A 19,976-nucleotide genomic window follows, 5' to 3' on the forward strand; every position below is an offset into this window, starting at 1 on the left:
CGGCATCACGGTTACAGCGAGTGCAGTTTCGAGCGCACCGAGACGACGGCCTGGTGCAGGATGCGTTCGGCCTGGAAGTCGTTCTCGCGCTGTTCGGCGATGGCTTGCAAGTCGCGCGTGTAGCGTTCCAGGCGGGAACGCAGGTAGGCGCGGTAGATTTTCATGACGAGCGGTTTGGCAGAGACATTCATGATGTGGCTCCCGTATGCGTAACGATTCGTTCATTGATTCGTCCATTGTGTGTGAGCGTATTGCCGCCATTTTGCGTCGCATCAAACGCCAGCGCGCCGTCACTTTGACGCGTTTGATATTGCGCAATGCCCCACCAGCAGAAGATGCCACACTGAATCTTCCCTGCCTGGCCATCATCGGCCGCAGGCTCTGTTTTTCCTGATTCCTACAAAAAACTCAAGGAGCGTCGCATGGTCATTTTTGCCGTGGTTGCTGGCTGCATCGCCTGCCTGACAGTGTACCAAATCTATAAAAATGCGCAGGGTGGCAGTGGGGTTGCGCAACAACATATCGGCTTGCACGGCACGTTGATTGAACCACGGAAATAATCAGTGCCATCCGAGCGACACTTGCTTAGCGGATTTAAGTCAAATGTAAGGCCCGGTAAGCAAATGTAAAGGTCGACGCGGTGACCAGTCGTAGCGTTTATATTGATAACCGTTGATTGCATTCTCCCCCTCCCACTTGACAATGGGTTCACCCCGCGGTGCCGCTAGCCCGCGGGGATTTTTTTGGGGTAAAGGTTTATGCTGGTTTCGGAGTGCCTGCCGACAATTGCGTCAAGGCATCACCAGCGACCCGGCAGATGCGCCAGTCCGGCATCACGTCCGCGCCCATGCCCTGGTAGAAGTTGATCGCGTTTTCATTCCAGTCCAGCACTGACCATTCGAAGCGGCCGCAATCGCGTTCGACGGCCAGTTGCGCCAGCGCCACCAGCATCTGCTTGCCATAGCCTTTGCCGCGCACCGATTGCTTCACATACAGGTCTTCCAGGTACAGCCCTTTGCGGCACAGGAAGGTGGAAAAATTATGGAAGAACAGAGCGAACGTCACCACCTCGCCATCTTCCTCGCCGACCAGCGCTTCGCACGCGGGGTGCTTGCCGAACAGGCTGTCGTGCAGCATGGATACTTTGGCGATCATCATGTGTTCAAGTTTTTCAAACACGGCCAGTTCATGGATCATGCCGAAGATGGCGGCCACGTCGGTTTCCTGGGCGGGACGGATGGCGAGGGAGGAAGAGGTGCTCATGTTGCCTTTGCTGATGGAGTGGTGGAAATGGAGGCGACGGCAGCCGTCTTGCGCGCGCCCGAGGTCAGGGCCCAGGCCACGCTGGACAGGCATAGCAGCATGCCCACCCATTCGATGGGAGCGGGCCGGTAGTGTTCGAATTGCACCGACAGCAGCACGGAAATGACGGGCGTGACGACGCCGATGTACACGGTCTTTTGCGTGCCGATGCGGGCGATTAAAGTGAAATACGCGCTGAAGGCGATCACCGAGCCGAAGATGGCCAGGTACAGCAATCCCATCCAGTAACTGGGGCGCGTGGGCAATTGCCAGGACTGGCCCGTGGCGCTGGCCCAGCAGGCCACCATCAAGGTGCCCCACAGCATGGTCCACGCCATGGTCAGCATCACATTGCCGGACTGTTCGCGCACTTTCATGACGAGGGCATTGCCGGCCGTACTGGAAATGGTGGCCACCAGCGCCAGGATAAAGCCGAGCAGGAAATGACCATTGCCGCCGCCGAGAATATCGTGTAGCGCCGCGCCGATGGACTGGTAAAACAGCAGCACGATGCCGCAGATGGCAACGAACGCGGCGCAGCAGGTGCTCCAGGTAATCGGCGTGCCGAAGGCGATGCGGTTGAGCAAGGGCGTCCAGAACACCATCAGCGCGAACAGCACGCTGACGAGGGCCGAGACCAGGTATTGCTCCGAGCTGTAGGTGCACACATAGCTGAGGGCAAACGATGCCAGGCCTTGCAGCAGCATCCATTTTTGCGCGCGCCAGGGCAGGCGCAGGGTGTCGCCGCGCAGCGCGCACCAGGCGAACAGGGTGGCGGACGCCAGGCCGAAGCGGTAGACGACGGACACGGCGGGGGCGACATCGCCCAGCTGCAAGGTGATGGCCCAGAAGGTGGAGCCCCAGATCAGGCAGGCAATGATGAACAGGAGAGGAGAGGACATCGCGCAAGTATACGGGGATCGCGCGGGGATGGCGAGTCTTGGTCGAGCTTGCTCAAAGAGCGGTCAGCAGACACCCGGGCATTGAGCCAGCGCAGTGCTTCTGGAAAATGTTGAATTTATGAAAATATTTACTTTATTATCAAGTAAATATTTTCTGAATTGCATCTTTGAAGGAGACCGCCATGCCAGCCTCACTGCAGATCAAAGTCTGGAGCCTGCTTGTGTATGTCGTTGTGACCGCCGTAATTGCCATCTGGCTGCACCCGTCTGCCTTGCTCGCTGCCGGCGCATTCGGCTGAGCGCATGCGCCGGCAAGCAGATCAATGCGTGACGCGGGTCTTGCGGCCATCGGACAGCAGGCGCACGCGCTCGCCCGGGCGGAACAGTTCGTCCGCGTCCTGCACGATGGCGCGCATGTCGCCATTGTCCAGGCGCACGGTGATTTCCAGGCCGGCCTTGTTCGAGGCATTCTCTTCGATGCTCTTGCCGGCCATGCCGCCGGCAACCGCGCCGAGGATGCTGGCCGCGATGGCGCCCTTGCCGCCGCCGACTGCGGAACCGGCCACGCCGCCCAGTGCCGCGCCAGCCAGCACGCCCGTGCCCGTTTCGCCCTTGTCGATGGTGACCTGGCGCACGGATTCAACCGTGCCCATGCGAACCGATTGTTCATTCTGTGCCTGGCGCGCGTTGTACACATTCGCCGAGTTCGGTTGTACGGCGCAGCCGGCCAGGGTGGCGAGCAATGCCACTGCAATAATTGGTGCTTTCATGTAGGACTCCCTTGGACAAAAGTTAGTTGCCGATTACATTGACCGGCAGATGATGACTTATCATAAGGACACTTGCATCAGATAACTAGTTGCGAATAGTAAAAATCTGTTACCGGTTACGCGTGACGTCTTGCCGCTCAGTACGCCAGCCGCAGGCGCCGGTATAAAAATCCCAGCACGAACAGCGGACCCACGAGCAAAAAGCGCACATCGTCGAGGAACGACGGTTTCTTGCCTTCGATCTGGTGGCCGATGAACTGGCCTATCCAGGCCAGCACGAATAGCGCCAGCGACACGGGCAGAATGGTCAGCGCCGGCATGAGTAGCAGCAGGCCCAGCATGATGGCCAGCATCAGCAGCATGCCTGCCGCAAACGGACGCGACAGCTTGTAATAATAGTATAAGGCGAGAATACCGCCGAGCAGCGCCACGCTGGGATGCGCGCTCCACAGCAGCCCCAGCAGACTGAAAACGATCAGCGGCACGCACACGATGTGCACCCATTCATTGACGTGGTTGCGGTGGCTTTCGCCATACTGGGCCAGCAGGGTATCGATGGTGCGCATGGGCGGTCTCTTGTGTGATGTTCTGGCTGGAAATTCTACACCGGAACACCAGCCGCCGAACGCAGTGTTCTGTGGTGGAATTGCTCAATTGCTAATTTCGCGTTATTATTTCCCGTTGGAAATATTTCCGTTCATCTCAAAGACATCCGTGACATCGCCCGCCAGCCTCCCTGATTACCAGCGCTATTCCATGGCGTCCCTGCAGCAAGCCCTGTCCGGCGCCGACGGCGCCGATGCGGCACGGCGCCAGCGCATCGAAGCGGAAATTGCCCAGCGCCAGCTGGATGACCAGGCGGCAGAACAGCGCCAATGGGTAGCGCGGCCGCAGGACAAGCCGCTCGATCCCGCTACTGCCGCACTCGCGCAAGCGGCCAAGCCCCACTTGCAGTCGGCCGGCTATGTGCTGCTGTTCACGTGGGTCGTGTTGACCGTCAGTGCCTGGTCTGAAATCGCGCTGGCGGAGAGTCGGATGTATTTTGTTGGCGGTATCGAGTTGCTGATCTTTGGCATCTTCTTGTTGCGTGGCAACCTGCGCGCGGCGAGATGGCTGCGCTGGCTGATTGTTCTCTTGGTGCTCCCCACCGTGCTGGTGCTCGATTTCCTGTTCATGCAACCGCTGTCGCTGACCGTCACGCAGTTCAAGCTGGCGCCTGTCCGTCATGGCTGGCTGGTGCTGGAAACCGTGCTGTCGCTGTGGACCATGCATTACTTGTACCGTCAACTGGGGATGCCAGCTGTCATGGCCGCCTGCGATGCCAGGGGATACAGGCGGCGGGATCTGCGCATACCTGCCATTCTCGGGCTAATCCTGGGGATCAGCAGCGTTGGCATCGGGTTGGCGACCTTGCATGGCGAGACGGCGCGGCAGGCGCGCACGATAGTGGCGCAGCGCTATGGATCGGGCTACCAATACCATGTCAATGGCATCGGCAATGCCGTCACACCGCAAGGCAGATTTTATACGGCACAGGTGCTGGTGTGGGATGACAAGGGCATCATGTCCGTGCCCGTGCAATGGCCCCAGTAAAATAGGCGCTACCCCCACTCCTGCAGGATGCCGCTTTTGATCCGCTTATTGTCTGTTGAACCGGCCATGCCGGACCCGCGCAAGCGCTGTTTCGATCCCGTCGTCGACGCCAATACGCGCTTGCTGATACTGGGCAGCCTGCCCGGCGAAAAATCGCTGGCGCACAGCCAGTACTATGCGCATCCGCAAAACAAATTCTGGATGCTGCTGGGCGAGGTGCTGGGCGTGGAGCTGAAGAGCCTGCCTTATGAAGAGCGTCTGGCCACCTTGCTGGCGCACGGCGTGGGCCTGTGGGACGTGGTGGCGCAGGCACAGCGCGCGGGCAGCCTGGACAGCAATATCCGCTGCCGCGACGACAACGACCTGGTGGCTCTGGCCGCCAGCCTGCCACGGCTGCACACGATCGCCTTCAACGGCGGCACGGCGGCGAAGCTGGGCGTCAAGGTGCTGGGCGAACATGCGCAGCGCTACCGCATCGTCAGCTTGCCGTCGAGCAGCCCCGCCTACACCTTGGCGTATGCGCAGAAATTGCAGGCATGGCTGTCGCTGCGTGGCCAACAGGAGCCGGCCGCGCACTGATTATGTCGCCGGTTTTACGCCGGCGCGTACGGCTGCGCTTCCACCGGCTGTCCCTTGGCGTCGAATTTCAGCGCCACGGACAATTGCGTCACGCCGATGGTGGCCAGCGCATCGCAGATGTCGTCGACTTCTTCCTGCAGGTCGGCAGCCAGGTCCAGCGGCTTGTCGGCGCTGTGCAGCAGCTCGCCGCCCGCCGTGCTGACATTGACGCGCAACAGCATTTCGCCGTGTTCATCGGCCGGGCCGACGACCACCGAGACGTCGCCCGCATCAATGTTGTTTTCCGCCAGCGCATGGTTGATGCCCGACATCATCTGCAGCATCGCATACTCGCTCATGCCTTGTTCCTTACCACCGTGGAACAGATCCTGGTACAAGAAGCTCACTTCCAGCGCGCTGCCGGCCGGCGCCAGGCAGCGTTTCACCAGGTCGCCCACTTCCGTCGTCCACTGCTGGTAGCGGGCCAGGCGCGCGTCGAACCAGGCGTCGAGTGCCGCTTCATCCTTCGGTTCCGCATAGAACGGGTCGTCCACGCGCTTGAGGGCAAAGCCCAGCAGGAAGCGCAGTTCGATGGCCGTGTCCTGCGGGCCGAAGGCCGTCTCGCTCCAGCCGACGATGCTGCCTTCCAGGCCCGGCGTGGCGACGATTTTCTTGTCTGTCATCGACGAGTATGCATCGCGCACCATCTCGTGCAAATGGCTATACGTGATGCGGTCGATTTCATCGAGGTCGTAGGCATGGCTCATCAAGACCACCTTGGCCTTGGCGCTTTCCAGTTGTGCCTGCTGGAAACTTTTCACCAGCGCTTCGAAGGCGTCCTGGTCCTGGAAACTGTCCGCTTCCTTCAGGCCGCCCGTGCTTTGCACCAGCAGCGGCACGACGAAGGCGTTGATTTCCATGACCGGGGCATTCTCGCGGCGGATCGTCACGACGGACGCGGCTTCCTCGATATGGCTGCGCAGGTACTGGTAGGCGCCCACGTCTTCGTACTTGGCGCGCTCGATGGCGTCGTACAGGATTTCATCCTTCTTTTGATTCAAGGCCTTGCGGATCAGGCGGCCGAACTCGACCGCTTGCTCGGCCAGCACCGTGCCCTGCGATTCGCTGTCTTCCTGCTCCGCCAGGTTCAGGGCCATCGTGCACAGCATGCGCGTGACGGACTCATCCTTGTCTTCAGGCGTGTTGGCGGATTTACGGGGGACAGGGCGCTTATTTTTGGGCATGGCGATCAACAGGTTAAGAAATACAGGTCAGGCAAACGGAAACGGGCGCCATGGCTTCGCCAGGCGCCGGGACGGATCATACAGGCGGACGCGGCCGCCTGATACATCAATGGTCGGTATCGAACATCTCGTGCAATTCGTCGAGCAGGTCGGCCGCTTCTTCCTGCGACAGGCCAAGATGCTGGCAGGCAAGTTCGCCGCCCTTGTCCCACTCCAGCGAGGTACTGTTGCCATGGTAGCGCTGAATGCCCTTTTCGGCCAGCAGCGACAGGGCGACGAGCGAACGGATGGCGTCGTCCGTGGACGGGTCCGCCAGCACCGTGTAGTCGTGGTGGTGCAAAATGGCCCAGGACACATCGGAGGACAGGCCCCAGTTGCGCGCCAGCAAGCAGCCGATAGCCGCGTGGTTGGTCTGGTGGCGCGCGTCTTCCAGGCTGGTAAAGCAATTGTGCGCGTCGTTTGCCGCCGCCGCGTACGTCTTGACGTAGTCGGGAAAGCGGTTCATCAGCAAAGGCACGCCGATATCGCAGAACAGGCCGAAGGTATGGGCGATGTCGGGCGGGGCGATGCGCAGCTTGCGCGAGGTAAACACCAGGGCGCGTGCGCGCTTGGCCGACACATCCCAGAAGTTGGTCAGTTCCACGCCTTCCGCTTCCAGCGCCTGGCGCGCCAGCAAGCCCGTCATCATGGCGCTGCACTGGTTGATGCCGAGAAAGTTGATGCCTTGCTCGACGGATTTTGCCTTGCGCGCGGCGCCGTAGAACGGTGAATTGGCCAATTTCAGCAGGGCGCCGGACATGCCGACATCGTCGGCGATGATGCGCGCGATGCGGCGCGGCGACGGGTCCTGTTCCGCCAGTTCGCGCTGCAGGTCGACCAGCAGGCTGGGACGCGGCGGAATACGGATGGAACGCATCAAGGCGTCAACCGGATCTTCCTGCACTACCTGCTTTTGCGCTGCAGCTCTCATCATCACGCTTTCATCATCATTTTTGTGCCCGGTGCTTATTCTGTCGCGCTGCCGCTGCCCGCTTCATGAGCGTCTGGCGCAGTGCCCAACGATTATCGCTGTTTATGCGTGGCAATAGTTCATCTCGACAATATATTCTGGAAAAAATCCCCGTTTTGACCTGGTCCATACGCTATTTCCCACATTTTACGACGCTGTCCACCCCGGTTTCCATGACCGAAAAATCAAGTTTTACTTTTTTTTAAGATGGGGCAAGGCGTGCGGCGGGAAGTGCGGCAGTACAATTGCTGCATGAAAAAACTCCTGGCCGGTATCGATTTTGCGGACGATTCCAGCAGCGTGGCGCGCCAGCTGATCGGCGTGACCGTGCTGGTCGACGGCGTGGGCGGGCGCATCGTGGAAACGGAAGCGTATGACCGGCTGGACCCCGCTTCGCACACGTATGCCGGCTTGACGCCGCGCAACGCCGCCATGTTCGGCCCGCCCGCGCACGCCTATGTCTACCGTTCCTACGGCATCCACTGGTGTTTGAACTTTGTGTGCCGCGAAGCGGGCCATGGGGCGGGCGTGCTGATCCGCGCCATCGAGCCGCTGGCGGGCATCGATGCCATGCGCGAGCGGCGCGGCGTCGAGGAACCGCGGCTGCTGTGCTCGGGCCCGGGCAAGGTGTGCCAGGCGCTGGGCGTGAGCCACCTGCAGAACCGGCTGGCGCTCGATGCGCCACCGTTCACCCTGCTGGCCCGCGAGGAAGAGTTTGCTGTGCAGGCGGGCCCGCGCATCGGCATTTCCAGGGCGATGGAGACGCCGTGGCGCTTCGTGCTGGCCGGTTCTCGTTATCTGAGCAAGCCGATGCGCGCGCCTGTCAGCTAGCCGCGCCGGCGCTGGGACGCATCCTTGGCGCCGCGCAGGCCGGGCATGCCGCGCAGCGGACTGTGCAGAGCCCGCCTGTCCTTGCCTTCTCCCTTGACGGGGCTGGCTGGATGCTGGAATGCCTCGTCTCCGCTGTGGCCGGCCGGCGTAGCGGGGCGCTCGTCCAGGGTGAACACGGCCACGGCCGCCGACAATTTGACAGCCTGGTCCTGCAAACTGGCCGCCGCTGCCGCTGCCTGTTCCACCAGGGCCGCATTTTGCTGGGTGACGTCATCCATTTGCGTGACGGCCTGGTTGACTTCCGTGATGCCCGACGCCTGCTCGGCGCTGGCCTCTTTGACGCGCTGGATGATTTCATTGACTTGCTGCACCGAGGCCACGATGGCGCCCATGCTGTCACCCGCTTGCTGCACGGCCACGCTGCCGCCATCGATGGTGGTGACCGAGGTGGCGATCAGGGTCTTGATTTCCCTGGCCGCCTGCGCCGAGCGTTGCGCCAGGGTGCGCACTTCGGACGCCACCACGGCAAAGCCGCGGCCTTGCTCGCCCGCGCGCGCCGCCTCCACCGCGGCGTTCAGCGCGAGGATATTGGTCTGAAACGAAATACCGTCGATCACGCCGATAATATCCACGATCTGGCGCGAATTGGCGCGTATCGTCGCCATCGTCGTCACCGCCTGCTGCATCGACTTTCCCCCTTGCACGGCCAAGGTAGAGGCTTGCCCCGCCAGCTCGCAGGCCAGCTGGGCGTTGTCGGCGTTGTCATTGACGGCTTGCGTCAGCGCTTCCATGGCGCTCGACGTTTCTTCCAGCGAACTGGCTTGCATTTCGGTGCGCGCCGACAGATCCAGATTGCCGGTGGCAATTTCGCGCGACGCCGTGTCGATCGATTGCACAGCGTCCATGATGGTGCGCAAGGTCTGGTTCAGGTGGGCGATGGTCTGGTCCAGCACGCGCGAGGTGGCGGCGATCTCGTCATTGCCTTGCTTGGGCGCACCGGCGATCAGCTTGCCCGCCGCCAAGTCTTGCACGGCGTCGGCGATGCCGCGGATTTCCACCAGCATGGCGCGCCGCACCAGCATGGTCACCACGATGGAGGCCAGGATGGAGAGCATGACGGTCAGCAGCAGGCTCCAGCCCAGGCTGCGAAACTCGGCGCTGGCCGTCGCATGGGCCTGGCTGCTGAGCGTCGTTTCCAGGGCCGACAGCTGCGCCAGCTGCGTATTGAACTGGCCGAATTGCGTTTCCGCCTTGAGCATGGAATTGGTGGCGATCGACTGGTCCATCTGTGCCATTTCCATGGTTTCCAGCACGGCCTTGCGATAGCCGGCCAGGGCCGTGATGGCGGCATCGACCAAGGTGCGTTCGGCACCCGTGGCGGTGGACCGCAGTGTGGCCAGCTGGGTACCGATGGCCGCGTGACGCGCCTTGATCTGTTGTTCCAGCGCGTCGATGCGGGCCTTGGCGAAACTGCCATTCGTCCACGACAGCAATTGGTACATATTGCCATGCACATGTTTGACCTCGCCGACGACGTCGGCGGCCGCTTTCAGATGCGCGATGCGCACCAGCACCATGTTTTCCAGCGAGGCATTTTGCCGCACCATGCCATACCAGGCGCCGCTCGAGCTGAGTATCAGCAGCAGCAAGACCAGGGCGGGCGCCAGCAATAATTTTGGTCCGATGCGTAATTGATTGAGCATGCTTGACTCCTGGCTATGGCTGTTCCAGGCACTGGCGGCGCACAGCGTTCGTGTACGCCGCCGTTGCCTTATTTTTTGTAGATCCCCGCTTCCAGCACCACGTCGTTGACGCGCAGGATGTACGTGGTCTTCGGCTCGATCTTGCCGCTGGTAGGATTTTTGTACTGGTAGTCGACCCAGCCCTTGCCCTGCTTTTGTGCCAGCTCAATGATTTCACGGCGATATTTCTTGCCATTCGCATCAGGCACATCCGTCAAATCCTTGCCCACGATGGATGGATTGATGGGGTGGGCCAGCACGATGCCCGTCTTGATGTCACGCATGTCCACATACAGCGAGCCCTGCACGAAGTCGGGGTCTTTCGCCGTGATTTTCTTCATCATTTCTTCCTTGCCATGCGCCTTCATGAAGGCGGCGCCCCGTTCGGCCATGGCGATGGCGTCTTTTTCCGTTGGTTCGACGGCGGCATTGACGCTGCCGCCGGCAAATGCCAGGCACAGCAGGCTACCCGTGAATAAGCGTTTCATGACAGCTCCTTGTGATATCGAGGGATGTATTGCCAAGCCGTAATTTACGTCGTCGACGGACCCATCAAATTGCGATGGAACAAACTAAGGTGTTGCTTGTAGGCAGCGAACAACGTATCGGAATGCTTGTTGATGTGTAGCAATTTGGTTCCAGGTGGCAAGAACTATGATGACTTTCACAGCATGCCGAGCTGGCATGGCCTGTGGGGGGAAGAGGCTGGAATTGGCCGATATACGGTCAATTTCATGAAAGTTATCGCTATTTACTGGCAAGGAGCCGATCGTGTCCGCACTCATTACCGAGCCGTTTTCACCCAAGTTCAAGCCGTATACGCGGCAAACCATTCATCAGGCGCGGCAGTGGGAATGGCTGCCGGAAGAGCAACGCGAAGCCGTGCAGGTGGTGTCGCACGTCTTGCCGTTTCGCACCAATGCCTATGTGCTTGACCAGTTGATCGACTGGAACAACATCCCTGACGACCCCATCTACCGCCTCGTCTTTCCCCACCGCGATATGCTGCCGCCCGAGCAGTACGCGCACTTGCGCGACCTGGTGCTGGTGCAGCGGGACAAGGCGGCCATCGATGCCTATGTGCATGGCTTGCGCTTGGGCATGAATCCCCATCCGGCCGGCCAGATGACGCATAACGTGCCGAAGGTCAACGATGCGCCCGTGCGCGGCTTGCAGCATAAGTATGCGCAGACGGTGCTGTTTTTCCCCAGCGCAGGCCAGACGTGCCACGCGTATTGCACCTTCTGCTTCCGCTGGCCCCAGTTCGTCGGCATGGACGACATGAAATTCGATGCGCGCGAGTCGCATGAGCTGGCCGCCTACCTGAAACTGCATCCGGAAGTGACGGATGTGCTGATCACGGGCGGCGACCCGATGATCATGAACACGCGGCAACTGGCTGCCTACCTGGAGCCGCTGCTGGCGCCGGGCCTGGAACACATCCAGAACATTCGCATCGGCACCAAGGCGGTGGCGTATTGGCCGCAGCGTTTTGTTTCCGACCGCGATGCGGATGATTTGCTGCGCCTGTTCGAGCGCATCGTCAAGGCGGGCAAGAACCTGGCCGTGATGGGCCATTACAGCCACGCCGTCGAGTTGCGCCAGGACATCGCGCAGCAAGCGGTGAAACGCATCGTCTCCACGGGCGCCACCTTGCGCATGCAGGGGCCGCTGATCCGCCATATCAATGAAGACCCGGCTAGCTGGGCCGAGCTGTGGCAGACGGGCACGCGCCTGGGAGCGATTCCGTATTACATGTTTGTCGAACGGGACACGGGGCCGCGCGGCTATTTCGAGTTACCGCTGGCGAAGGCGCACGAGATTTTCCAGGCCGCCTACCAGATGGTGTCCGGCCTGTCGCGCACGGTGCGCGGGCCCTCCATGAGCGCGTTTCCCGGCAAGATCGTCATCGATGGCATCGTCAGCATCAATGGCGAAAAACTGTTTGCCCTGCAATTTTTGCAGGCGCGCAATCCGGATTGGGTGCGCCGGCCGTTTTATGCGAAGTTCGATGCGGAAGCGACGTGGATGGACGATTTAAAGCCCGCGTTCGGCCACGATAAATTCTTCTTCGAGACGGATGAACCTGTGCCGCAGTTGCCGCACAAAATCATCCGCCTGGCACAGGCCGCCTGAGCATGCACGGCGCCGGCGCCTCTTCCCGTTCCGGCGTAGCCGTGTTTTGCCTGGTGTTCCTGCCGTTCGCGCTCGGGCATTACCTGTCGTGCCTGCTGCGCGGCGTGAATGCCGTGCTGACGGCGCAATTGCTGGGTGCCATTGCCCTGACGCCAGCGCAGCTGGGCCTGCTGACCAGCGCCTTTTTTCTCGCCTTTGCGCTGGTGCAACTACCGATCGGCATGGCGCTCGACCGCTACGGTTCCCGCACGGTGCAACTGTGGCTGCTGGCGCTGGCGGCCCTGGGTGTATGGCTGTTCAGTCGCGGTCACAGCTTTGCCGAGCTGATGTGGGCACGCGCCCTGATGGGGGCAGGCCTGGGCGGCTGTTTCATGGCCGCCGTGAAAGCGATCTCGTGCGCCATCGCGCCAGCTCGCCTGCCTTCCGTGCATGGTTACCTGATCGCCGTGGGCGGCCTGGGCGCGGCCACGGCCACCACGCCCGTCAAGCTGGCCCTGCACTACACGGACTGGCGCGGCGTGTTCCTGGGCCTGGCGCTGGCGGTGCTGGCCGTCGGCTTGCTGATCCGCCTGCTGTCGCCGGCCATGCCCACGCCCGCCACCGCGCACCCGGTGAGCAAGGTCAGCGTCTGGAGCGTGTACCGCGATCCCGGCTTTCGCCGCACCATCGCGCTGATCCTGCTGCCGCACACGGTGTTCTTTGGCGTGCAGGGTCTATGGGTGGGGCGCTGGCTGGCCGACGTGGGCGGCTTGTCCGATGACAATGTCGCGTATTTGTTGTACCTGGGCATGGCGGCCGTCATCTTCGGCGCCATCGGCATGGGCATGCTGACGGAGTGGGCCGGGCGGCGCGGCATTGCGCCCATGCAAGTGGCGGCCGCCGGTATCGTCCTGTTTGTCGCCGTGCAAGTGGCGATGGCGTGTAACGTCGTGCCCAGCCTGCCCATGCTGTCCGTGCTGTTTACCTTGCTGGGCACGGTGACGGGCCTCGAGTATGCGATCGTCGCGCAAAGCATGCCGGCCAGCCTGACGGGCACGGCGGCCACCTGTTTGAATCTGCTCATTTTTACGGGCGCCTTCCTGGTGCAGGCGGGCTTTGGCCTGCTCCTCGGCTGCTGGCCCCTGAACAGCTTGCAGCAGTACCCGCCGCAAGCGTACCAGGTGGCGTTTGGCGTGCTGGCGGCCTTGCAACTGCCGGGACTTGTGATGTTTTTCATTCACCGCTACAGGCGCGCCGGGCCATCCGGTAAAATGGCGGCCTGCACAGCGGCAATGATCAACTCCAAGGAAGACTATGAAACTCGTTCGTTATGGACGTCCAGGCAAGGAAAAACCGGGCCTGATCGATGAAGAAGGCAAACTGCGCGACCTGTCCGGCGTGATTGCCGATATTGACGGCGCACAACTGTCCGACAAGGCCTTGCGCAAGCTGGCCAAGCTCGACGAAAAGACCTTGCCCCTGGTGCGCGGCAATCCACGCTTCGGCGTGCCGCTGGCCAAGGTCGGCAAATTCATCGGCATCGGCCTCAATTACGCGGATCACGCGGCCGAATCGGGCATGCCGATTCCCGCCGAACCGATCGTCTTCATGAAGGCGATTACTTGCCTGAACGGTCCGGACGACAATGTCGTGTTGCCGAAAGGCTCGAAAAAGACGGACTGGGAAGTGGAACTGGGCGTCGTCATCGGCACGCGCGCACAGTACGTGAGCGAAGAGGACGCCTTGAAATACGTGGCCGGCTATTGCGTCGTCAACGATATTTCCGAGCGCTCGTTCCAGCTGGAGCGGGGCGGTCAATGGGATAAGGGCAAGGGCTGCGACACCTTCGGCCCCATCGGCCCGTGGCTGGTGACGCGCGATGAAGTCATCGACGAGCAAGACCTGGACTTGTACCTGGAAGTGAACGGCAAGCGCATGCAGACCGGCAATACGCAAACCATGATCTTCACGGTGGCGCAGATCGTCAGCTACCTGTCGCAATTCATGACCCTGGAACCGGGCGACGTCATCGCCACGGGCACGCCGCCGGGCGTGGGCCAGGGCCGCAAGCCGCAGCGCTTCCTCAAAAAAGGCGACAGCATGCGCCTGGGCATCCCCGGCCTCGGTGAACAGCAGCAGGACGTGGTCGCCTGGACTGCCTGATGGCCGGTAGCGATATCGACCGCTTGCCCGCGCTGCCGCTGGACCGGCTCGACCCGCAGCAGCGCGCCGCCGCGCAAGCCATCATCGATGGTCCGCGCGGCGCGCTGTACGGCCCCTTCGTGCCGCTGATCCGCAGCCCGGAGCTGATGGAAACGGCGCAGCGCATGGGCGAGTATTTGCGCTACCGCAGCGCCATCGGCACGCGCCTGTCCGAGCTGGCGATCCTGGTGACGGCGCGCCAGTGGGACCAGCAAGTCGAGTGGGCCATCCACGCGCCGCTGGCCGTGCAGAACGGCATCGCGCAGGCGGCCGTGGACGCCATCGCGGCGCGCCGCGCGCCGCTTTCCCTGAAGGAAGACGAGCAAGCCGTGCACGACTTTTGCATCGAGTTGCAGCAGAACAAGCGCGTCAGCGACGCCACGTATGCGCGTGCGCTGGCGCTGTTCGGCGAGCACGGCGTGGTCGACTTGATGGGTATCAATGGCTATTACACTTTCCTCGCCATGGTGATGAACGGGGCGCAGACGGCGGTGCCAGCCTTGGGCGTCACGCCTTTGCCCGATTAGAAGAGTTCTTCGGGCAAAGATGGACAAAGTGTAATGAAGTTGCAATTATTCAATATATAATTTTGCTTCCCTTCCATTGCCAACAAGCTCAATGAAAACTCGTCCGTGCTTCACCCTGATGGGCCGCGCCTTCCTGGCGCTGGCCCTTTCTTTTTGTCCCTTGATGACGCTGCGGGCGCTGGCCGCAGAGACCGCCGCTACGGCTAGCGCCAGCGCTTCCGCGCTGGAAAATTCCGTCGTCAAGGTGTTTTCCACCCTGCGCGGGCCGGACCCCTATAAACCCTGGAGCAAGGCCGCGCCGCAAGAGGTGACAGGCTCCGGCGTCGTCATCGAAGGCCGCCGCATCCTCACCAATGCGCACGTGGTCGGCTATGCCAGCCAGGTGCAGATCCAGGCCAATGGCGCGGGCGACAAGATACCGGCGACCGTGCTGGCCATTTCGCGCGGCATGGACCTGGCCTTGCTGAAAATCGACGATGACAGTTTTTTCGCCAGCCACAAAGCGGTGCCGCGCGCCAACGTCTTGCCGGACGTGCGCGATGCCGTGCTGGCGTATGGCTATCCGACGGGCGGCACCTCGCTGTCGATCACCAAGGGCATCGTGTCGCGCATCGAATTCGTGCGCTATAACTTCCCCGTGTCCGGCCTGCGCATCCAGATCGATGCTGCCATCAACCCGGGCAATAGCGGCGGCCCCGTGATTGCGGGCGACAAGATGATCGGCCTGGCCTTTGCCGGCATGCTCAATGCGCAAAACATCGGCTACATCATCCCCAACGAGGAAATCGAGCTGTTCCTGCGCGACCAGGAAAGCGGCGCGCCCAAGGGCAAGCCGGCCATGCGCGACGTGACGCAAACGCTGGAAAATCCCGCGCTGCGCACCTACCTGAAGCTGGCCAAGGGTGTCGAGGGCGCCGTCGTGATGACGCCGGCCAGCAAGGATGCCGCCTATCCGCTCAAGGAGTGGGATGTCATCACGCATATCGGTGATTTTCCTATCGACAACCAGGGCATGGTCAAGCTGAATGCCAACAGCCGCGTACGCTTCCAGTACCGGGTGCAGCAACTGGCGAAAGACGGCGAATTGCCGTTGACGGTGGTGCGCCAGGGCGCGCCCGTGAAAATCAAGGTACCCGTCTCGGCGGCGCACCCGATGCTCATCAGCGGCTTGCAGGGCAATTACCCATCCTATTTCATTTTCGGCCCGATGGTGTTTTCGCGCGCCAGCACGGAATTCATGGCTGCGCCAAATAGCAACCCGGCAATGTTGGGCGGCATGAGTTTTGCCGGCAACCCGCTGGTCACGCGGCGCGGCGATGCGCCCGATAGCGAACGCGAAGAGCTGGTGGTGATCGCCGCGCCGTTCTTCCCGCACAAGCTGATGAATGGTTACAGTACCCGTTTCTTCTCGGTCGTCGATTCCGTCAATGGCGTGCGCGTGCGCAGCCTGGCGCACCTGGTGACCTTGCTGCGCGACCAGACGGATGAATTGCTGACGTTCCGCTTCCAGCAGCGCGATGCGGAAATGGTCGTCGTACCCCGCAAGGATATGCTGGCGGCGACGGAATCGGTGCTGACGGACAACGGCATCCGTTCGGAAGCATCGGCCGACATGTTGAAAATATGGAATGCAAAAACGCCGGCGAACTGATCGTTCCCGGCGTTCCGTTTGACAACAGGCGCGGCGCACACCGCGCCTGTTTTACTTTAAGCCAATACTTTTTTCAGCCACGCGCCAATCGCGTCGATCTCTTCCTGGCACAGCGAGTGCTGCATCATGTACTCGTGCCATTCCACCTTGTAACCCATGCCTGTGAGCAAATCGCGCGACTGCTGCGCGCGGGCGATCGGCACCACGGGGTCGGCCGTGCCGTGCGCCATGAAGATCGGTGTTTCCAGGCTGGCTGGCGTGCGTTCAAGCGCCGTCTTGTCGGCCAGCGGCAGGTAGCCGGACAGGCACATCAGGCCAGCCAGCGGTTCCGCGTGGCGCAAGCCCGTTTGCAGGGTCATGGCGCAGCCTTGCGAGAAACCGGCCAGGATGATGCGGCTGGCGGGAATGCCGCGCGCCTTTTCGCGCGCGATCAGCGCTTCGACTTGTGCCTGCGAGGCGCGCAAGCCGCCTTCGTCTTCGCGGCGCACCAGGTCATTTTCGCGGATGTCGTACCAGGCGCGCATCACGTAGCCGTTGTTGATGGTGACGGGCATGGTGCCGGCGCTGGGGAAGATGAAGCGGATGGCGGGGCAGCCGCGCAAATCGAGTTCCTTCACCAGGGGCACGAAGTCGTTGCCGTCGGCGCCCAGGCCGTGCATCCAGATGATGGAAACGGTGGGGTTCGGTGCGCTGTCGAGTTGTATGGTTTCCAGCAAGGTGCTCATGTATTTTCCTCAGGTAGGGGTTGCGCCGGACGCAGCGCCGATTTGGGACGGAAGGCCTTGCAGAGGGCCGGGTCGGTTTCCATGTAGGGACCTCCGATGAGGTCGATGCAATACGGCACGGCGGCAAAGATGCCGTTGACCAGTTGCACGCCAGCGGCGTCTTTCAAGCCTTCCAGGGTTTCCTTGATGGCTTTCGGCTGGCCCGGCAAGTTCATGATCAGGCAAGCGCGCTCGGGCGTCTCGCGGATCACGGCCACCTGGCGCGACAAGATCGCCGTCGGCACGAATTGCAGGCTGATCTGGCGCATCTGTTCGCCGAAACCGGGCATTTCCTTGGTCCCGACGGACAAGGTCGCGTCCGGCGTCACATCGCGCCGCGCCGGGCCCGTGCCGCCCGTCGTCAGGATCAGATGGCAGTGGCTCAGGTCGACCATGTCGATCAGGGTGTTTTCAATTTGCGAGCGCTCGTCCGGGATCAGCCGTTTTTCCAGGCGGAAAGGCGTACGGATGGCGGCGGCCAGCCAGCTTTCCAGGGCCGGGATGCCCTGGTCTTCATACACGCCGCCGCTGGCGCGGTCCGAGATCGACACGAGGCCGATAATCAATTCGTCTTCGAGAGTGGTCATGCGGTACCTGTTATGTCGTAAAAACCAAAAAACCGGGTTGGCTCCCGGTTTTTTCCCAACCCTAAGCAAAGACTGGGGTCGGACCCTGAGGGTCCGACCCCGGCTTTTGCATGTGGGGTTTACTCGTCGTCTTCGCCTTCAACGCCATCTTCGTCGGCATCTTTCTTGCCGCCGTTTTTCTTCTTGGCGATCTCTTTCAAGATCTGGAAGATTTCACGGTAGGCTTTTGGCGGCTTGTTCTCGGCCTGCTCCTTGCGGGCATTGCGGATCAGGGTGCGCAGGTGCTGCACGTCCAGTTCCGGGTTTTCCGACAGCAAGACGGTCAGCGCCTTGTCGTCCGTCAACAGCTTGTCGCGGCGGCGTTCCATCGCGTGCATATTGGCCGTGTCGGCTTTAGACAAGCCTTTCCAGCTATCGATGGTGCGTTGGATGGCGGCAACTTCTTCTTCATCCAGGGTGCGCATTTTCTTGCCCACGTATTGCAGCTGGCGGCGGCGGCCTTCGTGATCGCGGATCATCTGGCATTCGAGGATGGCGTCGCGCACGTCTTCCGGCATTGGGACGCGCTTGACGCGGTCGCGTGCTTCATTGACGAGTTCTTCCCCCATCTTTTGCAGGACGGTCATCTGACGCTTGAGTTCCGACTTCGACGGACGTTCATATTCCTGTTCGAATTCGGTGGATTGGAAGCCGCAAGCTCCCCGGTTTGGATTTGGCATGATAAGGCGGGATTGGCCGCGTAGGCCGCACCTGTAAACTGTAAACGACTGCTATGATACCCTTTTTAGCGGCTTTCCGAAGAAAACAGCGCATGAACGACTCCGTATTTACCCATAGTCAAGAGCAATTGCAGCAACTGGCCCGTGATGTGTTGTCTTTTGCGCGGGAAGCGGGCGGCACCGACGCAGCCGTTGAAGTTAGCGAAGGCGGTGGCCTGTCCGTGTCTGTACGAAAAGGCAAGATCGAGACGATCGAGCAAAACAAGGACAAGGGCATGGGCGTGACCGTGTTTGTCGGCAAGAAACGCGGCAATGCCAGCACCTCCGACTTTTCGCCGTCCGCCCTGCGCGCCACGGTGGACGCCGCCTACAATATCGCCCGCTTCACGGCCGAGGACGATTGCGCGGGCCTGGCCGACGCCGACATGCTGGAAATGTCCCCCCGCGACTTGCAACTGTTCTATCCCTGGCTGATTTCCGCCGAGGAAGCCGTCGTGCTGGCCCAGCGGGCAGAAGCGGCCGCGTTTGCCGTCGACCCGCGCATCACGAACAGCGAAGGCGCGGGCGTGCATGTGCAGCAATCGCACTTTGTTTCCGCCAATTCGCGCGGCTTCATCGGCGGCTACCCGTTTTCCCGTCACACCCTGTCCGTGGCGCCCATCGCGGGCAAGGGCGCCAAGATGCAGCGCGACGACTGGTATTCGTCCGTGCGCGACGCCTCGAAAATGTCGAGTCCGGAAGCCATCGGCCGCTACGCCGCCGAACGCGCCCTGTCGCGCCTGAATGCGCGCAAGCTGGGCACGCGCACCTGTCCCGTGCTGTTCGAGGCGCCGCTGGCGGCCGGTTTGCTGGGTACCTATGTGCAAGCGACCTCGGGCGGCGCCCTGTACCGCAAATCCACTTTCCTGATCGATTCCCTGGGTACGCAAGTGCTGCCCTCGCACGTGCAGATCTTTGAAGATCCGCACGTGATCGGTGGCGTCGGTTCCGCGCCATTCGACGAGGAAGGCGTGAAAACCGTCAGCCGAGACGTCGTCAAGGATGGCGTGGTGCAAGGCTATTTCCTGTCGACTTACACGGCCCGCAAGCTGGGCATGCAGACGACGGGCAACGCGGGCGGCTCGCACAATCTGTACCTGACCTCGTCCCAGACGGCCGCTAGCGACGATTTTAGTGCCATGCTGAAAAAACTCGGCACGGGCTTGCTGGTGACGGAACTGATGGGGCAAGGAACCAATTACGTGACGGGCGACTATTCGCGCGGCGCCTCCGGTTTCTGGGTGGAAAATGGCGTGATTCAGTATCCGGTGGAAGAAATCACCATCGCCGGCAACATGAAGGACATGCTGCGCAACATCGTCGCCGTGGGCGCCGACGTGCTGCGCCGTGGCACCAAAGAGACCGGTTCCATCCTCATCGAGAGCATGGTGGTGGCGGGCGGCTGAGGCGCAGGCCTATGG

Annotated in this window: 23 protein-coding genes; 11 read left to right on the plus strand and 12 right to left on the minus strand. The window is 61.5% G+C overall.

Going from position 1 to position 19,976, the window contains the following annotated elements; genetic code table 11:
• Nucleotides 1–11 precede the first annotated feature (11 nt).
• Nucleotides 12–191, minus strand: a complete 180-nt coding sequence (locus tag KY494_RS21185) for a hypothetical protein (protein ID WP_034746290.1) — start codon at nt 189–191, stop codon at nt 12–14.
• Nucleotides 192–205: 14 nt separating this feature from the next.
• Here KY494_RS21185 and KY494_RS21190 point away from each other — a divergent pair, with 14 nt between their 5' ends.
• Entirely contained in the window at nt 206–394 is a 189-nt protein-coding gene (locus KY494_RS21190) for a hypothetical protein (protein ID WP_219132648.1), read from the plus strand.
• 28 nt (nt 395–422) lie between these two features.
• On the plus strand, nt 423–560 hold the full coding sequence (locus KY494_RS21195) for a hypothetical protein (protein ID WP_157751284.1): 138 nt from the start codon (nt 423–425) through the stop codon (nt 558–560).
• Nucleotides 561–756: 196 nt separating this feature from the next.
• Here KY494_RS21195 and KY494_RS21200 read toward each other — a convergent pair whose 3' ends face one another.
• The 4 genes from KY494_RS21200 to KY494_RS21215 all read right to left on the minus strand — a co-directional run bounded on the left by KY494_RS21200 (nt 757) and on the right by KY494_RS21215 (nt 3,540).
• A complete protein-coding gene (locus KY494_RS21200) occupies nt 757–1,263 on the minus strand; it encodes a GNAT family N-acetyltransferase (RefSeq protein WP_219888137.1) in 507 nt (168 codons plus the stop codon).
• Nucleotides 1,260–2,204, minus strand: a complete 945-nt coding sequence (locus KY494_RS21205; RefSeq protein WP_219888138.1) for a DMT family transporter — start codon at nt 2,202–2,204, stop codon at nt 1,260–1,262. Before KY494_RS21205 ends, KY494_RS21200 begins: the two co-directional genes overlap by 4 nt.
• 320 nt (nt 2,205–2,524) lie before the next feature.
• Complete coding sequence (locus KY494_RS21210; protein WP_219888139.1) at nt 2,525–2,974, minus strand: glycine zipper domain-containing protein; 450 nt, start codon at nt 2,972–2,974, stop codon at nt 2,525–2,527.
• Between the two features lie 137 nt (nt 2,975–3,111).
• Complete coding sequence (locus KY494_RS21215) at nt 3,112–3,540, minus strand: DUF962 domain-containing protein (RefSeq protein ID WP_219132651.1); 429 nt, start codon at nt 3,538–3,540, stop codon at nt 3,112–3,114.
• On the opposite strand from KY494_RS21215, the gene KY494_RS21220 reads away from it, so the two are divergent.
• Both KY494_RS21220 and KY494_RS21225 read left to right on the plus strand, forming a co-directional pair.
• A complete protein-coding gene (locus KY494_RS21220) occupies nt 3,539–4,567 on the plus strand; it encodes a tellurite resistance TerB family protein (RefSeq protein WP_219888140.1) in 1,029 nt (342 codons plus the stop codon). The two genes, KY494_RS21215 and KY494_RS21220, sit on opposite strands and share 2 nt — an antisense overlap.
• Nucleotides 4,568–4,633: 66 nt before the next feature.
• Nucleotides 4,634–5,146 carry a DNA-deoxyinosine glycosylase gene (locus KY494_RS21225; protein WP_219891683.1) on the plus strand — a complete coding sequence of 171 codons (513 nt, stop codon included), beginning with the start codon at nt 4,634–4,636 and terminating at the stop codon, nt 5,144–5,146.
• A 14-nt stretch (nt 5,147–5,160) separates the two neighbouring features.
• Here KY494_RS21225 and KY494_RS21230 read toward each other — a convergent pair whose 3' ends face one another.
• Nucleotides 5,161–6,369, minus strand: a complete 1,209-nt coding sequence (locus tag KY494_RS21230) for a hypothetical protein (RefSeq protein WP_258194358.1) — start codon at nt 6,367–6,369, stop codon at nt 5,161–5,163.
• 106 nt (nt 6,370–6,475) lie between these two features.
• Complete coding sequence (locus KY494_RS21235; protein WP_100874542.1) at nt 6,476–7,342, minus strand: HDOD domain-containing protein; 867 nt, start codon at nt 7,340–7,342, stop codon at nt 6,476–6,478.
• Nucleotides 7,343–7,630: 288 nt separating this feature from the next.
• Here KY494_RS21235 and KY494_RS21240 point away from each other — a divergent pair, with 288 nt between their 5' ends.
• Entirely contained in the window at nt 7,631–8,209 is a 579-nt protein-coding gene (locus tag KY494_RS21240) for a DNA-3-methyladenine glycosylase (RefSeq protein ID WP_219888141.1), read from the plus strand.
• Here the strand turns inward: KY494_RS21240 and KY494_RS21245 are convergent.
• Both KY494_RS21245 and KY494_RS21250 read right to left on the minus strand, forming a co-directional pair.
• Nucleotides 8,206–9,912 carry a methyl-accepting chemotaxis protein gene (locus tag KY494_RS21245; protein ID WP_219888142.1) on the minus strand — a complete coding sequence of 569 codons (1,707 nt, stop codon included), beginning with the start codon at nt 9,910–9,912 and terminating at the stop codon, nt 8,206–8,208. The genes KY494_RS21240 and KY494_RS21245 overlap by 4 nt on opposite strands.
• Nucleotides 9,913–9,980: 68 nt before the next feature.
• Complete coding sequence (locus tag KY494_RS21250; protein ID WP_071075415.1) at nt 9,981–10,439, minus strand: cache domain-containing protein; 459 nt, start codon at nt 10,437–10,439, stop codon at nt 9,981–9,983.
• A gap of 283 nt (nt 10,440–10,722) precedes the next feature.
• On the opposite strand from KY494_RS21250, the gene KY494_RS21255 reads away from it, so the two are divergent.
• From KY494_RS21255 to KY494_RS21275, 5 genes are all read left to right on the plus strand, one after another.
• Nucleotides 10,723–12,087: a KamA family radical SAM protein gene (locus KY494_RS21255; RefSeq protein WP_258194359.1), complete on the plus strand. Its 1,365-nt coding sequence runs from the start codon at nt 10,723–10,725 to the stop codon at nt 12,085–12,087.
• 2 nt (nt 12,088–12,089) lie between these two features.
• Entirely contained in the window at nt 12,090–13,436 is a 1,347-nt protein-coding gene (locus KY494_RS21260; RefSeq protein ID WP_219888143.1) for a nitrate/nitrite transporter, read from the plus strand.
• Nucleotides 13,381–14,229: a fumarylacetoacetate hydrolase family protein gene (locus KY494_RS21265; RefSeq protein ID WP_096237933.1), complete on the plus strand. Its 849-nt coding sequence runs from the start codon at nt 13,381–13,383 to the stop codon at nt 14,227–14,229. Before KY494_RS21260 ends, KY494_RS21265 begins: the two co-directional genes overlap by 56 nt.
• The gene (locus KY494_RS21270; protein WP_219132657.1) at nt 14,229–14,795 is read left to right on the plus strand and encodes a carboxymuconolactone decarboxylase family protein; all 567 of its coding nucleotides are present in this window, start codon (nt 14,229–14,231) and stop codon (nt 14,793–14,795) included. Before KY494_RS21265 ends, KY494_RS21270 begins: the two co-directional genes overlap by 1 nt.
• A gap of 91 nt (nt 14,796–14,886) precedes the next feature.
• Complete coding sequence (locus KY494_RS21275) at nt 14,887–16,446, plus strand: S1C family serine protease (protein ID WP_258194360.1); 1,560 nt, start codon at nt 14,887–14,889, stop codon at nt 16,444–16,446.
• 56 nt (nt 16,447–16,502) lie between these two features.
• Here the strand turns inward: KY494_RS21275 and KY494_RS21280 are convergent, their stop codons facing one another.
• The 3 genes from KY494_RS21280 to yjgA all read right to left on the minus strand — a co-directional run bounded on the left by KY494_RS21280 (nt 16,503) and on the right by yjgA (nt 18,516).
• The gene (locus tag KY494_RS21280; protein ID WP_219888144.1) at nt 16,503–17,171 is read right to left on the minus strand and encodes an alpha/beta hydrolase; all 669 of its coding nucleotides are present in this window, start codon (nt 17,169–17,171) and stop codon (nt 16,503–16,505) included.
• Nucleotides 17,168–17,797, minus strand: a complete 630-nt coding sequence (mog, locus tag KY494_RS21285; RefSeq protein ID WP_219888145.1) for a molybdopterin adenylyltransferase — start codon at nt 17,795–17,797, stop codon at nt 17,168–17,170. Before mog ends, KY494_RS21280 begins: the two co-directional genes overlap by 4 nt.
• A 119-nt stretch (nt 17,798–17,916) precedes the next feature.
• Nucleotides 17,917–18,516: a ribosome biogenesis factor YjgA gene (gene yjgA, locus KY494_RS21290; protein ID WP_219888146.1), complete on the minus strand. Its 600-nt coding sequence runs from the start codon at nt 18,514–18,516 to the stop codon at nt 17,917–17,919.
• Between the two features lie 92 nt (nt 18,517–18,608).
• On the opposite strand from yjgA, the gene pmbA reads away from it, so the two are divergent.
• Nucleotides 18,609–19,961, plus strand: a complete 1,353-nt coding sequence (gene pmbA / locus KY494_RS21295) for a metalloprotease PmbA (RefSeq protein WP_219888147.1) — start codon at nt 18,609–18,611, stop codon at nt 19,959–19,961.
• The last annotated feature ends 15 nt before the right edge of the window (nt 19,962–19,976 follow it).

This window comes from Janthinobacterium sp. PAMC25594 (assembly GCF_019443505.1).
In the GTDB taxonomy this organism is placed as follows: Bacteria; Pseudomonadota; Gammaproteobacteria; order Burkholderiales; family Burkholderiaceae_D; genus Janthinobacterium.

What these genes read in the sequence shown, in the direction of transcription:
- KY494_RS21215 (WP_219132651.1), bottom strand. Translation starts at nt 3,540, where the DNA reads ATGCGCACCATCGATACCCTGCTGGCCCAGTATGGCGAAAGCCACCGC.
- mog (WP_219888145.1), bottom strand. Translation starts at nt 17,797, where the DNA reads ATGACCACTCTCGAAGACGAATTGATTATCGGCCTCGTGTCGATCTCG.
- KY494_RS21260 (WP_219888143.1), top strand. Translation starts at nt 12,090, where the DNA reads ATGCACGGCGCCGGCGCCTCTTCCCGTTCCGGCGTAGCCGTGTTTTGC.
- KY494_RS21190 (WP_219132648.1), top strand. Translation starts at nt 206, where the DNA reads ATGCGTAACGATTCGTTCATTGATTCGTCCATTGTGTGTGAGCGTATT.
- KY494_RS21205 (WP_219888138.1), bottom strand. Translation starts at nt 2,204, where the DNA reads ATGTCCTCTCCTCTCCTGTTCATCATTGCCTGCCTGATCTGGGGCTCC.
- KY494_RS21220 (WP_219888140.1), top strand. Translation starts at nt 3,539, where the DNA reads ATGGGCGGTCTCTTGTGTGATGTTCTGGCTGGAAATTCTACACCGGAA.
- KY494_RS21185 (WP_034746290.1), bottom strand. Translation starts at nt 191, where the DNA reads ATGAATGTCTCTGCCAAACCGCTCGTCATGAAAATCTACCGCGCCTAC.
- KY494_RS21250 (WP_071075415.1), bottom strand. Translation starts at nt 10,439, where the DNA reads ATGAAACGCTTATTCACGGGTAGCCTGCTGTGCCTGGCATTTGCCGGC.
- KY494_RS21245 (WP_219888142.1), bottom strand. Translation starts at nt 9,912, where the DNA reads ATGCTCAATCAATTACGCATCGGACCAAAATTATTGCTGGCGCCCGCC.
- KY494_RS21275 (WP_258194360.1), top strand. Translation starts at nt 14,887, where the DNA reads ATGAAAACTCGTCCGTGCTTCACCCTGATGGGCCGCGCCTTCCTGGCG.
- pmbA (WP_219888147.1), top strand. Translation starts at nt 18,609, where the DNA reads ATGAACGACTCCGTATTTACCCATAGTCAAGAGCAATTGCAGCAACTG.
- KY494_RS21235 (WP_100874542.1), bottom strand. Translation starts at nt 7,342, where the DNA reads ATGATGAGAGCTGCAGCGCAAAAGCAGGTAGTGCAGGAAGATCCGGTT.
- KY494_RS21265 (WP_096237933.1), top strand. Translation starts at nt 13,381, where the DNA reads ATGAAACTCGTTCGTTATGGACGTCCAGGCAAGGAAAAACCGGGCCTG.
- KY494_RS21230 (WP_258194358.1), bottom strand. Translation starts at nt 6,369, where the DNA reads ATGCCCAAAAATAAGCGCCCTGTCCCCCGTAAATCCGCCAACACGCCT.
- KY494_RS21225 (WP_219891683.1), top strand. Translation starts at nt 4,634, where the DNA reads ATGCCGGACCCGCGCAAGCGCTGTTTCGATCCCGTCGTCGACGCCAAT.
- yjgA (WP_219888146.1), bottom strand. Translation starts at nt 18,516, where the DNA reads ATGCCAAATCCAAACCGGGGAGCTTGCGGCTTCCAATCCACCGAATTC.
- KY494_RS21210 (WP_219888139.1), bottom strand. Translation starts at nt 2,974, where the DNA reads ATGAAAGCACCAATTATTGCAGTGGCATTGCTCGCCACCCTGGCCGGC.
- KY494_RS21195 (WP_157751284.1), top strand. Translation starts at nt 423, where the DNA reads ATGGTCATTTTTGCCGTGGTTGCTGGCTGCATCGCCTGCCTGACAGTG.
- KY494_RS21270 (WP_219132657.1), top strand. Translation starts at nt 14,229, where the DNA reads ATGGCCGGTAGCGATATCGACCGCTTGCCCGCGCTGCCGCTGGACCGG.
- KY494_RS21280 (WP_219888144.1), bottom strand. Translation starts at nt 17,171, where the DNA reads ATGAGCACCTTGCTGGAAACCATACAACTCGACAGCGCACCGAACCCC.
- KY494_RS21240 (WP_219888141.1), top strand. Translation starts at nt 7,631, where the DNA reads ATGAAAAAACTCCTGGCCGGTATCGATTTTGCGGACGATTCCAGCAGC.
- KY494_RS21200 (WP_219888137.1), bottom strand. Translation starts at nt 1,263, where the DNA reads ATGAGCACCTCTTCCTCCCTCGCCATCCGTCCCGCCCAGGAAACCGAC.